Genomic DNA, 14,062 nt, shown 5'->3' on the forward strand with positions numbered 1-14,062 from the left:
CGGCACGGGATGCGTCATGTATCTATGGTGCGTCCCGCGAGCGTCCCGCCCCTGCCGGGGTACCGGTGGGTGGCCCGCGCCACGCCCACCCACCGGCGGGCCGGGCCACCCCGGTCACAACTGTTCGGGCGCCTCGATCCCGATCAGGTCCAGGCCGAGCACCAGGACCTCCGAGGTGAGCCGGGCCAGCACCAGTCGCGAGTCCCGCACCTGCGGATCCACGCCGGCGGCCAGCACCGGACAGGTCTCGTAGAAGGAGCTGAACACGGCCGCCGTCTCGTACAGGTAGCCGCACAGCCGGTGCGGGGCGTACGTCTCCAGGACGGCGTCGACGACGGCGGGCAGGTCGAGCAGCTTCAGCGCGAGCGCCCGCTCGGCCGGCTCGGTGAGCAGCACCGGGGTACCCGGGCCCGGCAACTCCCCGGCCTTGCGCAGGATCGACCGGATGCGGGCGTTGGCGTACTGGAGGTAGACCGAGGTGTTGCCCTCCCGGGCCAGCATCTTGCCCCAGGTGAACAGGTAGTCCTTCTCCCGGTCGCTGGACAGGTCGGCGTACTTGACCGCGCCGATGCCGACCGCCCGGGCGACCCGTGCCTGCTCCGCCGGCCCGAGTTCGGAGCGTTCCGCGACCACGTCGGCGGCGTGACCGACCGCCTCTGTCAGCAGCTCGACCAGCTTGATCGAGCCACCCGCGCGGGTACGGATGGTCTTGCCGTCCTCGCCGAGGATGGTGCCGAAGTTGACGTGCACGGCCCGGTTGTCGTCGGTCAGGTACCCCGCCTGCCGGGAGGCGGCGAACACCATCTGGAAGTGCTGCGCCTGGGGGGTGCCGACGACGTACAGCAGGTCGGTGGCGCCGCGCTCGGTGGTCCAGTACCGGACGGTCGCCAGGTCGGTGACGTGGTAGCCGTACCCGCCGTCCCGCTTACGCAGGATGAGCGGCAGCGGCTCGCCCTCCCGGTTGGTGAACCCGGGTGGGAAGACGCAGACCGCGCCGCCGCTGGCCCGGGTGAGACCCTTGCGTTCCAGGTCGTCGATGGTGTCGGCGAGCATCGGGTGGTAGAAGCTCTCCCCGTAGATGTCGGCGGCGGTCAGGCCGATCCCGAGCAGGCCGTACACCTCCTCGAAGTGCCGGGTCGACTCGTCGACCAGTTGGCGCCACAGCGCGAGCGTGCGTTCGTCGCCGCTCTGCAGCTGCACGACCCGCAGCCGGGACCGGTCGGCGAAGCCGGGGTCGGCGTCGAACTTGCTCCGGGCGGCCTGGTAGAACCCGTTGAGGTCGGTGATGGTGTGCGCGCTGTCGTCCCAGCCGATGTCGACCAGGTGCTCGATGAGCATGCCGAACGGGGTGCCCCAGTCGCCGAGGTGGTTGTGCGGCAGCACCTCGTGGCCGGCGAACACCAGCAGCCGGCGGATCGCGTCACCGATGATGGTGGAGCGCAGGTGCCCGACGTGCATCTCCTTGGCCACGTTCGGGCTGGAGTAGTCCAGCGCGTAGCGGCGGGGCCGGGTGACGGCGGGTACGCCGAGTCGCGGGTCACCGACCAGGCCGGCGACGGCGGCGGCCAACCACCCGTCCCGGACCACGAAGTTGATGAACCCGGGACCGGTGACCTCCGGTGGGGCGGTGAGGTCGTCGACGTCCAGCGCGGCCACGATCGTCTCGGCGACGTCGCGGGGCGGGCGGCCGACCCGCTTGGCCAGGCTCATCGCCAGGTTGCACTGGTAGTCGACGCCGGCCCTGGTCGAGGGTCGGACCATCGTGTCGGCGGGTGCCACCTCGACGTCCAGGGCGGTACGCAACGCCCGGACCAGCCGATCACCGATGATGGACGCGATGTCGCCTGCCACTGGCCTCCCTCTCCTGATGTGCTCACGGAACGTAGTTGGTTGAGTCTCGCAGATCGCCGACCGGCGACCGCACGGGCCGGCCACCGGATCGGCGCCTCTGGCACAGGTCGGTGAGGGCGGCCTCGACCGGACGCACCAGCCGATCGACCCCGGGAGACTGCGTGCCGGGCAGCCGGCGGACCAGGTCGGCGTCGGTGACGACCTCGCCGTCGCGCACCCGGGCCCCGGCGACCTGGCTCCCCGTGGTGTGGTGCTCGCCCGGGAGCCTAGGCCGGCGTCCCTGCCTGCGCCAACGCGTTTCCGATCATCGACGGCCCGTCACCGGGGCAGCAGTCAGGGGACATCTGGCCGGCCGGCGGCGTGGATCGCCGGTCACCGGTCGGGGTCCGCACCACCGGGCAACCGGGTACGAGCCTGATACCGCTGGGTCATATTCATACCCGTGCGGTATCAGGCTCGTACCGGATCGTTCCGCCTGGCGGGCGACCCGACGGCACCGGCCCGAGTCGGGGCGTCCAACAAGGTCGCGGACGGCACGAGCGCGCCCTGGTCGCCGGGGCGGCAATTCCCGGGTGGGCCGGTCCACCCTGCTGGTCGGGTTCGGCGCCGGCGCGGTGGGCCCGGTGCCGACCGTCCGTCACCTCGTTGGCGCGGTGGCCACCACCTACGGGCTGCTGGCCCTGGCGGTGCCGGGCGCGGTCGCGCCGGACCGGGGACGATATCGGCGGCAGGTGTGCCAATGAGCGCCGTTGACCTGCGAAGATCTGTCGCGCCCAGCGCTTTCTCATTCTGCCGCCGGTTTCCCGTGGGTGGATCCGACGCTACCTGGCCACCCGGTCCGCGCCCACGACCAACGAACGGAAAGAAAACCCGGGCCATTGGGCCGACCCATTTCGGAAAGACCATGTCCACCACCAGCAGGTCTGGCAGATAACTGACAGACATCCGGTCGGCGCACCTCCCGGAAGCCGAACAAATCGGCCACCGGTCGGTCGTTTCGTCGTATTCATGGCGGCCTGACCCGCTCGGTCCCGCCCTCGTCGGGCGAGTCCGCAGGTCGGTCGCAACCCACCCTTATCACCCCATCCGACCTGCAAGAACTGCGCTACGGCAGGCACCCGGACAGGGCGGCGCGCACCGGCGAGCAGATTCCCGGTACGGACTCCGACCATTTGGTGAATTGATGTTGCTGAGTCATCCGTGGATCACGTAAAGTCGCGTCGGGCCCCACCTGAGGTCGGACGTTAATTGCGCGCTATTGATCAACCGGGCTGCCACCTACCGTCGAAAGGCGTGCCCATGCATCACCGGCACCGCACTGCGGCCCCCTAGCGACACCGGCACGAGCAGGTCGGCCGGCAGTGTCGCCGGCCGATACCTGACACCTCTCCCCCGTACCACCACCTGCGGTGCACCCTGCCTCGAAAAGGGGTACCTCATGACCTTCGCCGAGGTCCGGCCAGCCACCGGGCACGGCCCGCCGGACCCGTTCCGGCGGACGCTACGCGGCCGGGCGCCGCAGGTCGATCCGACCGCGTACGTCGCCCCCACGGCGGTGCTGGCCGGTGCGGTGCGGGTGGGTCCGGGAGCGGTCGTCCTCGACGGGGCGGTGGTCACCGCCGAGTCGGCGCCGGTGTGCCTCGGCGAGGAGTCCATCGTGATGGAGAACGCCGTGGTGCGCGGAGCGGGCCGGCACCCGACCGAGGTGGGCGCGCGGACCCTGATCGGGCCCGGTGCCCACGTCAGCGGCGCCCGGATCGGCGACGAGTGCATGGTGGCCACCCGGGCCAGCGTCTTCAACGGCGCGCACGTCGCCGACGGGGTCCTGGTCGCCATCGGCGCGATCGTCCACGTCGGGACGGTCCTGCCGACGGGGACGACCGTACCGATGCAGCACATCGCGGTCGGTGACCCGTGCCGGATCCTGCCCCCGGAGCAGGCCCCACAGGCGCACGAACTGGTCGACCGCATCGGGTTCACCGCCATGGTCTTCGACCACGACACGTCCGGCCTGGACCTGCGTGCCTGCATGTCCTGGCTGTGCGGCACCTACTCCCGCGCCCTGCGTCGTACCCACGCCGAATCGTGAGGACTGCCGTGTCCAACCTGTTCCTGCTCGGAGTCGACGGACTCCCACCCGCGACACTGTTCCGCTTCGTCGAAGAGGGGATCCTGCCGAACTGCGCGAAACTGCTCGGCGAGGCGGCCCGGCTCGACGTGGTACCCACCCTGCCCGCGCTCACCTCGCCGGGGTGGCAGACGATCGCCTCCGGGGCGCATCCGGCGACCCTGGGCATCAGCAACATCCTGCTGCCCACCCCGGGCCACGCGCCGGACCACATCCGCAACGGCTTCGACCGGTCGTTGTCGCGTGGGGAGTACCTCTGGGAACGGCTCGCCGCCGACGGTCATCCGGCGATCGTGGTGAAGTACCCCGGCAGTTGGCCGGTGCGGTCCGACAGCGACCACCTGATCCAGGTCGACGGGGCCGGCGGGTACGCCGACATCACCTGCTCCTTCGAGGAGGTCTCCTCGACCTGCTACGCGTGCGGCTTCGAACTGCCGCAGTCGCAGGCCCAGGGCTGCTGCTCGGTGCCGCACGGGTACGACGACCACTGGCGGGTGGACAGCGCCACCGCGTCGGGTTGGACCCCGGTGACCGCCCGCGACCCGCTGAACTGGGCCGACCTGCCGGCCGGGGCGGTACCCGGGTTCGAGACGGTGCTGGTGCTGACCCCGGCCGGGCAGCGTACCCGCCGGCTGCTGCACGCCCTGGCGTACACCGACGGGGCCGGGCAGGCCCGGCTGCTGGTGCGTACCGGCAAGGACCGCCCGGAGGCGGTGACGACACTGCGGGTCGGCGAGTGGTCGGACTGGATCCACGACGAGTCCGCGCGGGGGCCGTTCGCGTACCGGCTGAAGCTGCTCGAACTCGACGTGGCGCGGCGGGTGCTGCGGCTGTACCGCAGCGAGGGGCACCGGACGACCGGCTTCACCCGGCCGGCGACGGTGGCCGACGAGCTGTGCGCGGCGGTCGGCCCGGTGGCCGAGTGGACCGGCACGTTCGACTTCATGAACGGTCTGATCGACCTGGACACCCAGTTGGAGATCTACGACCGGCACACCGCCTGGCTGGAGGGGACGCTGCGGCACCTGGCCGGCAACCATCCGTGGCGCGGGTTCTTCGTGCACTGGCACGTGGTGGAGTACGCCCACCACATCGCCGGGGCGGCGCTGGACCCGGACCACCCGGAGCACCACCGCGACCAGGAGCGGTACCTGTCGTTCCTGCGGGAGACGTACCGGCTGCTGGACCGGCTGGTCGGCACGGTGCGCGAGCTGGCCGGGCAGGACGACACCCTGGCGCTGGTCAGCGACCACGGGCACGACACGGTGCACAGCCTGTTCTTCGTCAACGACTTCCTGCGGGAGCGCGGCTGGATCGTCACCGGCGACGGCGAGAGCATCGACTGGTCGCGGACCCGCGCGTACGGGCTGTTCCCGGGGCTGGTGCTGCTGAACACGACCAGCCGGTGGTCCGGCGGCATCGTCACCGAGGAGGAGGTGGAGCCGCTCCGGCAGGAGATCACCGCCGCGCTGCGAGGGCTGGTCGATCCGCGTACCGGCCGGCCGGTGGTCAGCGCGGTGCTCGGTCCGGCGGAGATGCGCGCCCACGGCCAGCACGGCGAGGTCGCCCCGGACCTCTTCTTCACCATGGACAAGGGGTACGAGCCGGCCACCCGGCTCCGCCACGACGCCGCCGGGCTGTTCGAGCTGACCGTTCCGGGTGTCGAACTGACCAGCGGCCACGGCTCGTTCCACCCGGCCTCCCCCTCGGCGGCCACGCTGGCGCTGATCCGCAACCCCGACCTGCGTGGTGGCGCGGTCGGCCGCCACCCGGTGGCGATGGTGGATCTGGCGCCCACGTTCGCCGCGCTGATGGGGGTCCGTCCACCGCAGACCTGTGACGGTCGGCCGGTCGACCTGCGCAACTCGGGCCTGACCAAGAAGGAAGATGCGCGATGAAGTCCCACGAGAGCCTGTTCACCGCCGCCATCGAGTCCGCCCACATCTTCGACAACGCGGTACGCGAGGTGTCCCAGACCTCCGGTCTGCTGTCGGCGCTGACCCACTTCCAGACCGTGGAGGACGTGGTCCGCAGGTTGGCGTTCCGTCCGGAGCGCACCGCCCAGGTGCTGCACCTGCTCAAGGTGCTGGTGGCCACGGGTGCGGCGGAGGAACGTGAGGTCAACGGCCGGAAGGTCTACCGGGCGGTCAAGCAGCCGGCCGCGTCGATGCCGGAGCGGTACCAGCCGAAGTACGACCACCTGTCGTCGTGGTACGGCGAGGGGCACGCCGAGCTGATCCGCAACGGCAACAAGGGCATGCTCGGTGACGACCTGTCGTTCCTGCGCTCGCCCAGCGCCGCGATCCAGTTCAACCGGGAGTACGAACTGGCCTGGCGGACGAACCTGCAGAACCCGCTGTACGAGTTCGGCCGGATGGTCGCGGTACGCGAACTGGCCTCACGCGGGCACCGGTTCCTCGACCTGGCCTGCGGGCCGGGTTTCGGGGCGCAGCGGCTGGCCGAGTTCTCCGAGCAGCCGGCGACGATCGTCTGTGTCGACAAGTCCACCGACTTCCTGGCGATCGCCCGGACCAACATGTACCCGCAGGCGTCGGTGACGTTCATCGAGCGGGACCTGAACACCGGGCTGCCGCCGGTGGCCCCGGAGTCGTTCGACGGCGTGCTGTTCAACGGCGCGTTCCACTTCATGCAGGACCAGCCGGCCCGGCTGCGAGAGATCTGGCGGGCGCTGCGCCCCGGCGGGGCGTTCGTACTCGGGCACTGCTTCAGCTACAGCGGTTTCGCCGACGAGGCGATGCACGACTTCTACTTCTCGCTGCTGGAGGACAAGGCGTACGTGCTGCCCTGGGCGACACTGAAGGACCTGGTGACCGAGGTCGGTTTCGTGATCTTCAAGGAACTGCACCGGGGCAGCCACAGCTACCTGATCGCCGAACGGCCGATCGGTGCCGTCGAGTCCAGCCCGCGTACGGAGTTCACCGACCTGGCCGGCCAGGTGAAGATCCTCGGTGGCAAGGCGTGCGACGGGTCCTGATCGTGGGGCTGGACTGCATGGTGCCCGACGTGCTCCAGCCTCCGATGGACGCCCTGATGCCGACGGTGGCGGCGGTGGCCCGCGCCGGGGTGGGCGGGGTGCTGCGCAGCACCCTGCCACCGATCACCGTGCCGGCCTGGACCAGCATGCTCACCGGCCGCGACCCGGGCGAACTGGGCGTGTACGGCTTCCGCAACCGGCGCAGCTACGGCTACGACGACCTGGTGATGGCCACCTCCGAGGGGGTGCGGTTCCCCCGGCTGTGGGACCGCCTGACCCGGGCCGGCCGGCCGAGCGTGGTGGTGGGGGTGCCGCAGACCTCCCCGCCGCCGGCCGTCGACGGGGTACTGGTGTGCGGGTTCGAGGGGCCGGTGACCGGCGGTGGGACGTTCACCCACCCGCCGGAGTTCGCCGACGAGGTGGCGCAGGTCGTCGGCGAGTACCTCTTCGACGTGCCGGAGTTCCGCTCCGCCGGCCTGGACGACGTGCTGGCCACCGCGTACCGGATGACCGAGCGGCGGTTCACCCTGATGCGGCACCTGGTGACCACCCGAGACTGGGACCTGGCCATGATCCACGAGATCGGACCGGACCGGATGCACCACTGCTTCTGGCGGTACCACGATCCGACGCACCCGGGGCACCAGCCGGACTCGCCGTACCGCACCGCGATCAGCGACTACTACCGGTTCCTCGACGAACGGGTCGCCGACCTGCTCGGGGCGGTCGGACCGGAGACGGCGGTACTGGTCGCCTCCGACCACGGGGCGACGGCGATGCACGGCGGGGTGTGCGTCAACGAGATCCTGCGCGAGGCGGGGCTGCTGACCCTGCGCAGCGAACCGCCGGGGCCGACGACGCTGACCCGGGACATGATCGACTGGTCGCGGACCCGGGTGTGGGGTGAGGGTGGCTACTACGCGCGGATCTTCTTCAACGTCGCCGACCGGGAACCGCAGGGCATCGTGCCCCGCGACCAGGTGCCGGCGTTGACCGCGCAGGTCCGGGCGCTGCTGTCCCGGATCGACCTGGGCGAGCCGGGGGTGCTGCACAACCGGGTGTACTCCCCGGCCGAGCTGTACCGGCGGGTCCGGGGCATCCCGCCGGACCTGCTGGCCTTCTTCGGTGGGGAGAAGTGGCGGGCGATCGGCAGTGTGGGCTTCGGCCAGAACTGGGTGAAGACCAACGACACCGGGGTCGACGAGGCCAACCACTCCCGGGACGGGATGTTCGCGCTGCGGGTACCGGGGCAGGCGCCGGGTGCGCCGACCACCGCGTCCATCCTGGACGTCACCCCGACCGTGTTGGAGCTGCTCGGGTTGGACGCGGACCCGACGCTGCCCGGGGCGAGCCTGCTCGGCCAGCTCGGGGCGGCACCGTGACCGCGGCGACGGTGGACCTGGACTGCTGGGCGGGCCTGTCCGGCAGCCGGTCGCCGTACCAGTGGCCACAGTGGTACGCCGCCGCCGGCTGGCTGCCCCGGACCCGGCTGCTGACCGCCGGGCGGGCGGCGGTGCCGGTGTGGCTGCTGGACCGCAGCGCCGGCCCGCACTACTTCCACGACCCGGTGGAGCTGCTCACCGGGGTCCGGGAGGAGCAGTTCCTGGCCGGGGACGCCGGCCTGGCGGCGGCGCTGCGGGAGCAGACCGCCGCGTCCCGGGTGCTGCTGACGATGAGCCCGTACGGCTACCGGGGTGGCGCGCTGGCCGGGGACGCCGACCGGGGTGACCTGGTGGAGCTGGTGGCCCGGATGCGGGAGCACGCCGCCGGGGTGGGCGCGTCGATGGTGGTCAGCCACTACCTGTTCGACGGTGACGACGACCCGTGGCTGGCGGCGCTGACCGCCGCCGGTGGGGTGCGGGTGCTGCTGGGCGCCGACGCCGTGCTGGACGTGACCTGGGACAGCCTGGCCGACTACTGGCGGTGGCTGGGGTCGTCGCGCCGGTCGCTGCGCCGGGGGCGCAACGTGCCGGACGACCGCCGGCTGGTGTGGGAGGTACGGGAGGAACCGGGCCGGTCACCGGCCCAGCGGGACGTGGCCGACCTGCTGCACCACCAGGTGACCCGGTTCGACCCGACCGCACCGGCACCGGTCGGGTTGCTGCGGGAGGTCACCGACGGGTACGCGCTGCCGCGCACGCTGCTGTCGGTGGCCGAGCCGGGCCGGCCGGCGCGCAGCGCGGCGGTGGTGCTGCGCCGCACGGACACGCTGTACGCGAAGTTCTTCGGCAGCCGGGAGGCCCGGGCCGACTACCTGCCGCTGGCGTACCCCCGGTTGATCTCGTACGCGATCGCGGGCGGGTTCCGGCGCATCGAGTACGGCGGGGGGTCGCACCAGGCCAAGTTGATGCGCGGGGCGCGGTTGCGACCCTGCTGGGGGGTGTTGTTCGTCCTGGACCGGGCGTCGTGTGACGGTCTGGAGTCGCTGGCCCGTCGGGTCTCGCTCCGCAAACTGGCGTACTTCGCCGATCTCGTGCGCACCTGGCAGGTCGACTCGCTGCCGGTGCATCCCGCGTTCGCGGGCGTCGGGCTTCAAGGATCCTCATCGGGAGGCGACCAATGAGTTGCAGCAGCGTGGATGCACGCTTCGCCGTGCAGCAGGTGCCCTACGAGCGCTGGCGGCAGGCGACCGCCGCGAACCTCGCAGCCGACCACCTCAACGGGTACGACCTGTGGACGATGGCGTTCATGGAGGGCAAGCCGGAGTGGGAGGAGACCCGGGACTTCCTGCTCGGGGCGTCCCGGGACGAGCTGTCCGACCTGGTGGAGAAGACCCGTGGGGAGAGCCTGGCGTTCCTGGTCATGATGATGACCGGGGCGTGTAACGCCGACTGTCCGATCTGTTTCACCGACCGGCGGCGCAAGCGCGGCGAGAGCACCGTCGAGCAGCGGGACCGGTTGCTGCGCGAGGCGGCGGCACTGGGTGCCGGGTACGTGTACGTGCCGGGTGAGGGTGAGCCGACCATCGACCGGGGCTGGTGGCAGTTCCTGGACTCCTGCCGGGACGCCGGCCTGGAGGCGATCGTCTTCACCAACGGGCTGATCTTCTCCGACGCGGCCACCAGCCGGAAGTACTGGGACTGTGAGCCGGAGGAGGCCGTGGAGCGGCTCGCCGGCTACCCGCTGTCGATGTACGTGAAGATGTGGAGCACCCAGCCGGACCTGGTCGGCACGATGATGGGCATCAACGCCGACAAGTACCGGTGGACCGACTACGACGGGGTGCGGGTGCCCTTCGGCATGGCGCAACTGTTGGAGAAGTACCCCCGGGAGCGGCTCGGCATCGAGGTGGTCGTCGAGGGCCGCAACGCCGACGAGGTCGTCGACACGATCGTGCCGTTCGCCGAGCGGCACGACCTGTCCCGGATCGTGGAGATCATCCAGCACAACGGCCGGACGTTGGGCGACCCGACGTACGACCCGACGCCGGAGCAGGCGCAGCGGGCCACCCCGCTGCTCAGCCCGACCAGCTGCACCGTGGCGACCTGCAAGGCGGTGGTGACCTCGCGGGGTTACCTGTCGCCCCGGATCGCGATCCTGGAGAACCAGCTCCCGAAGCCGGCCCGGCACATCGACGACGGACCGCTGTGGGAGCTGCTGCACACCACCGACTACCTGGTGCAGCGCCGCTACGAGCAGAGCTGCCTGTGCGAGAGCGAGCCGGTGTCGCTGGCCGGGGCGAACACCCCGGCCCTGCTCGGGCCGAGCAGCGTGGTGCCGCCGCAGCTCGCCGACCTGGTCAGCGCTATGCCGGTGGCCACGGCCGGGTCGACCGACGGGTTCGAGGCGACCGCCACGGTCGCCGAGCTGGCCGCCGGGGAGGTCCCGCACGGCCGGCCGGTGGCGGTGCTGGGCCGGGCACTGCCGGTCGGGCCGGGCCTGATCCAGTTGGCCGACGCCACGGAGACGGTGCAGGTCGCCGGGGTCGACGTGGCCGGGTACTCCTGGGTGGGCGTGCGGGGCACCTGGGACGCCCTGGTCGGGGTGGTCCGGGCCACCGACCACACGGTGGTCAAACAGTCGGTGCGCCCGCCGATCAGCCGGATCGCCCCGGAGCTGGCGATGGTGCGGGAGCCCGGGCTGCTGCGGGCGGTACAGGCCCGCTCGGCGTTGGTGTCGATGCTGCGGGAGTCCCTGTCCGGGCAGGGCTACCTGGAGGTGAGCACGCCGATGCTCACCGTCAACGGGGACATGGGGCACGTCAACCAGGCGCAGACCGAGCCGGTGCTGGGTCGCCGGTTCCACCTGCGGACCGACCCGGAGGAGTACCTGAAGCGGTACCTGACGGCCGGGTTGCCGGCGGTGTTCGAGGTGTCGACGAACGTCCGCGCCGACGAGCCGGACGAGACGCACCTGGTGGAGTTCCAGTCGGTGGAGTACTACCGGCGGCTGCTGACCCTCGACGGGTCGATCGAGGTGGCCGACGGTCTGGTACGGGCGACGCTGGCCCGGTTCGCCACCGGCCGGTTGCAGTGGAACGGGGTGGAGCTGCACACCCAGCGGCCGTTCGCCCGGATGCGGTACGCCGAGGTGGTCGCCTCGATCACCGGGCTGGACCTGTCGGCGCCGGAGCACGCGACGGCGGCCGGGCTGGCCTCGGCGATCCAGGCGGCCGGGTACGACGTGCCGGTACCGGAGGGGCTGACCGGCTGGCGCCGGGCGTGGTTGGAAGGGCTGTTCGACGGGCACGTCCTGCCGAAACTGCGGCAGCCGCTGTGGATCACGCACTTCCCGGCCGAGCTGGCGGTGCAGGCCCGGTTGGACCCGGCCGACCCCCGGTACGCGCTGCGCGCCGAGTTGTACCTGCCGGGCGGGCTGGAGCTGGCCAACGTCTACGACAACCTGGTCGACGGCGCGGAGCTGCGTACCCAGTACAACGCGCGGCGCAGTCACCGGGTGGCGGCCGGGATGTCGCACGTCGCGACGAACGAGGCGTTGATGACCAGCGCGGAGGCGGGCATGCCGCCGATGTCCGGTGGGGCGGTCGGGATCGACCGGTTGCTGATGGTGGCGTTGGGGCACCGCAGTGCCGGCCAGGGTCTGCTGTTCGCGCGGGAGGGTTTCGCGGAGCTGAAGGCCGGGTCGGTGTGCGGTAGCGACGACGGTGGGTGCGGTAGCTGTAGCACTGGGGGATGTCATTGAGTGTCACCGTCTATCTGGTCGACTCGCCCGACGCGGTCGACGTCTGGCGGGCCGGTGCGGCGCATCCGGTCCTCGGTGGGCTGATCGATCTGGGTACCGCCGCACCGCTGGTGGTGCCCGGGTCGACGACGGTGCGGCGGGAGGTCACCGACTGCTGCGCCGAGTTGGGCGCGGCGGTGGAGCTGGTCGAGGTGACCGGCCCGCTGCCGTCGTCGCTGCGCGACGAGCTGGAGACCGGCAGCGGCAAGGCCCCGGTGTTCGTGGTGGTGCTGCTGGCCGCCACGGATGCGCTGGTGGTGGCGTGCGGTCCGGACCTGCCGTCGATGGGGATGCTGCCGCCGGCCGATCCGGCGCTGCTGCGGGCGAGCCTGCGGACCGCGCTCGGTGACGTGCAGGACGAGAGCATGTTCACCGAGCCGCACGTCGACGCCGACGCCGAGGAGGAACGCCGGCTCAGTGAGCGGCTGCGGCAGTTGTACGGCGAGTGACCGGGTGGGGTCCGGTCACGGGTGGTGTCCGACGGCGGGGAGGGGCCTCGGGTGAGGATCGACGAACTGGTGGGTCTGCGGATCGCGACCGTGGACGCCGGTACGGCGCTGGACACGGACTGGTCGGCGTGGGGTGACCGCGTCGACCTGGTCCGGGTCGACCGGCCGGACCCGGCGTGCTGGGACCGGCTGGTCGCGGCGGGTTTCGTGGTCAAACCGGACCGGGTGACCTGGCTGGCCGACACCGGCGACGACGAGCGGGACTTCCTGTCCCGGATCTCCCGCAAGGAGCGGGAGGGCGTGGCCAAGGCCCGTCGGGCGGTGCAGCGGGCCGGGTTGACGTGGCGGCAGGCGCCGCTTTCCGAGGCGGGCTGGCGGACGTTCCTGGACCTGTACGAGCCGGCGGTGGCGCGGATGCGCAACGGGCTGGCGGTGGCCGGACGGCACTGGGACGCCATCGCCCCGCAGCTGGCCGACTACTTCCTGCTCGGCGCGTACGACGACGCCGGGGTGCTGCGGGGGGCCGCCGTCGGGCAGTGGTGTCCGCAGGTGCCGGTGGCCCGGTTGCGGTTCTCGGCGGTCGACGGGGACCAGCGCGACGCCAGCCTGTCGCGGGTGCTGTACCTGGAGGCGGTACGGGCCGCCCGGGAGGCCGGGTACGCGCAGGTGACCCTCGGCAACGACCCGAACCTGTACGGGCACCTGGTGATGCCCGGACTGTTCGCCTTCAAGGCCCGGCTGGGCTTCGTCGCGGTGCCGTCGACCATGGTGGACCCGACCGACGGGTTCGACGTGGCCGACCGGCTGCTGTCGGTGAAGCCGCTCTCCGATCCGGCCTTCATGCTCGGCTACCCGGACACCGGCCGCAGCCGGGACCTGACCTTCGACTTCTTCAGCCGCACCGACGATCCCGACATCCGGCTGTACACCACCTGCCGGCCCGCGCCGGTACGGATGCACCGGATCGACTAGCACCGACACGAGGAGCATGTCATGGCCGCCATCGACTGGGCCGCGCTGCGCGGGTCGCTTCAGGGGCACCTGCTGCTGGACAGCGATCCCGACTACGAGTGGACCCGTAAGCCGTTCATCGCCCGGTTCGACGAGATCCTGCCGCAGGCGGTGGTGATGGCCGCCGACCCACAGGACGTGGTGGAGGCGTTGGCCTTCGCCCGCCGGCACGGCATCGAGTTCGCGCTGCGCAGTGGCGGGCACTGCTTCGCCGGGTACTCCTCCAGCCGGGGCATGGTCATCAACGTCACCCCGATGGCGCAGGTGCGGGTGGACGGTTCCCGGGCGGTGGTGGGTGCCGGTACCCGGATCGGCGCGTTGACCAACGAGCTGATCGAGCACGGTCTGGTGGTGCCGGGCGGGTCCTGCCCGTCGGTGGGGATCGGCGGGACCACGCTGGGCGGCGGGATCGGGGTGCTGGGCCGGCTGTACGGGCTGACCCTGGAC

12 protein-coding genes are annotated in these 14,062 nt (G+C 71.6%); 10 read left to right on the forward strand and 2 right to left on the reverse strand.

Features of this window, described 5'->3' with window-relative positions; translation table 11 throughout:
- Positions 1 to 114: 114 nt before the first annotated feature.
- The gene (gene argS / locus GSF22_RS20670) at positions 115 to 1,851 is read right to left on the reverse strand and encodes an arginine--tRNA ligase (protein WP_307804170.1); all 1,737 of its coding nucleotides are present in this window, start codon (positions 1,849 to 1,851) and stop codon (positions 115 to 117) included.
- A 22-nt stretch (positions 1,852 to 1,873) separates the two neighbouring features.
- Positions 1,874 to 2,068, reverse strand: a complete 195-nt coding sequence (locus tag GSF22_RS20675; protein WP_208815377.1) for a hypothetical protein — start codon at positions 2,066 to 2,068, stop codon at positions 1,874 to 1,876.
- Positions 2,069 to 2,423: 355 nt separating this feature from the next.
- On the opposite strand from GSF22_RS20675, the gene GSF22_RS20680 reads away from it, so the two are divergent.
- From GSF22_RS20680 to GSF22_RS20725, 10 genes are all read left to right on the forward strand, one after another.
- Positions 2,424 to 2,594 (forward strand): hypothetical protein, encoded by a 171-nt coding sequence (locus GSF22_RS20680; protein WP_208815378.1) that lies wholly within the window; start codon positions 2,424 to 2,426, stop codon positions 2,592 to 2,594.
- A gap of 695 nt (positions 2,595 to 3,289) precedes the next feature.
- The gene (locus GSF22_RS20685; RefSeq protein WP_208815379.1) at positions 3,290 to 3,940 is read left to right on the forward strand and encodes a gamma carbonic anhydrase family protein; all 651 of its coding nucleotides are present in this window, start codon (positions 3,290 to 3,292) and stop codon (positions 3,938 to 3,940) included.
- A gap of 8 nt (positions 3,941 to 3,948) precedes the next feature.
- On the forward strand, positions 3,949 to 5,877 hold the full coding sequence (locus GSF22_RS35460; protein WP_208815380.1) for an alkaline phosphatase family protein: 1,929 nt from the start codon (positions 3,949 to 3,951) through the stop codon (positions 5,875 to 5,877).
- Positions 5,874 to 6,974, forward strand: coding sequence for a class I SAM-dependent methyltransferase (locus tag GSF22_RS20695; protein WP_208815381.1), 1,101 nt, complete (start codon positions 5,874 to 5,876; stop codon positions 6,972 to 6,974). Before GSF22_RS35460 ends, GSF22_RS20695 begins: the two co-directional genes overlap by 4 nt.
- On the forward strand, positions 6,959 to 8,356 hold the full coding sequence (locus GSF22_RS20700; protein WP_208815382.1) for an alkaline phosphatase family protein: 1,398 nt from the start codon (positions 6,959 to 6,961) through the stop codon (positions 8,354 to 8,356). Before GSF22_RS20695 ends, GSF22_RS20700 begins: the two co-directional genes overlap by 16 nt.
- Positions 8,353 to 9,537, forward strand: a complete 1,185-nt coding sequence (locus tag GSF22_RS20705; RefSeq protein ID WP_208815383.1) for a hypothetical protein — start codon at positions 8,353 to 8,355, stop codon at positions 9,535 to 9,537. The genes GSF22_RS20700 and GSF22_RS20705 overlap by 4 nt, the downstream gene beginning before the upstream one ends.
- Positions 9,534 to 12,116, forward strand: a complete 2,583-nt coding sequence (locus GSF22_RS20710) for an amino acid--tRNA ligase-related protein (RefSeq protein WP_208815384.1) — start codon at positions 9,534 to 9,536, stop codon at positions 12,114 to 12,116. Before GSF22_RS20705 ends, GSF22_RS20710 begins: the two co-directional genes overlap by 4 nt.
- Positions 12,107 to 12,604, forward strand: coding sequence for a hypothetical protein (locus tag GSF22_RS20715; protein WP_208815385.1), 498 nt, complete (start codon positions 12,107 to 12,109; stop codon positions 12,602 to 12,604). The genes GSF22_RS20710 and GSF22_RS20715 overlap by 10 nt, the downstream gene beginning before the upstream one ends.
- Before the next feature lie 51 nt (positions 12,605 to 12,655).
- Entirely contained in the window at positions 12,656 to 13,576 is a 921-nt protein-coding gene (locus tag GSF22_RS20720; protein ID WP_208815386.1) for a hypothetical protein, read from the forward strand.
- A gap of 21 nt (positions 13,577 to 13,597) precedes the next feature.
- Positions 13,598 to 14,062 (forward strand): FAD-binding oxidoreductase (locus GSF22_RS20725; RefSeq protein WP_208815387.1); only part of this gene is annotated, 465 nt, incomplete at its 3' end.

Source organism: Micromonospora echinofusca, assembly GCF_017614955.1.
In the GTDB taxonomy this organism is placed as follows: domain Bacteria; phylum Actinomycetota; class Actinomycetes; order Mycobacteriales; family Micromonosporaceae; genus Micromonospora; species Micromonospora echinofusca_A.

Bases quoted from the DNA above. Each gene is read 5' to 3' on its own strand.
- GSF22_RS20685 (WP_208815379.1), top strand. From the start codon at position 3,290: ATGACCTTCGCCGAGGTCCGGCCAGCCACCGGGCACGGCCCGCCGGAC.
- GSF22_RS20715 (WP_208815385.1), top strand. From the start codon at position 12,107: ATGTCATTGAGTGTCACCGTCTATCTGGTCGACTCGCCCGACGCGGTC.
- GSF22_RS20710 (WP_208815384.1), top strand. From the start codon at position 9,534: ATGAGTTGCAGCAGCGTGGATGCACGCTTCGCCGTGCAGCAGGTGCCC.
- GSF22_RS20695 (WP_208815381.1), top strand. From the start codon at position 5,874: ATGAAGTCCCACGAGAGCCTGTTCACCGCCGCCATCGAGTCCGCCCAC.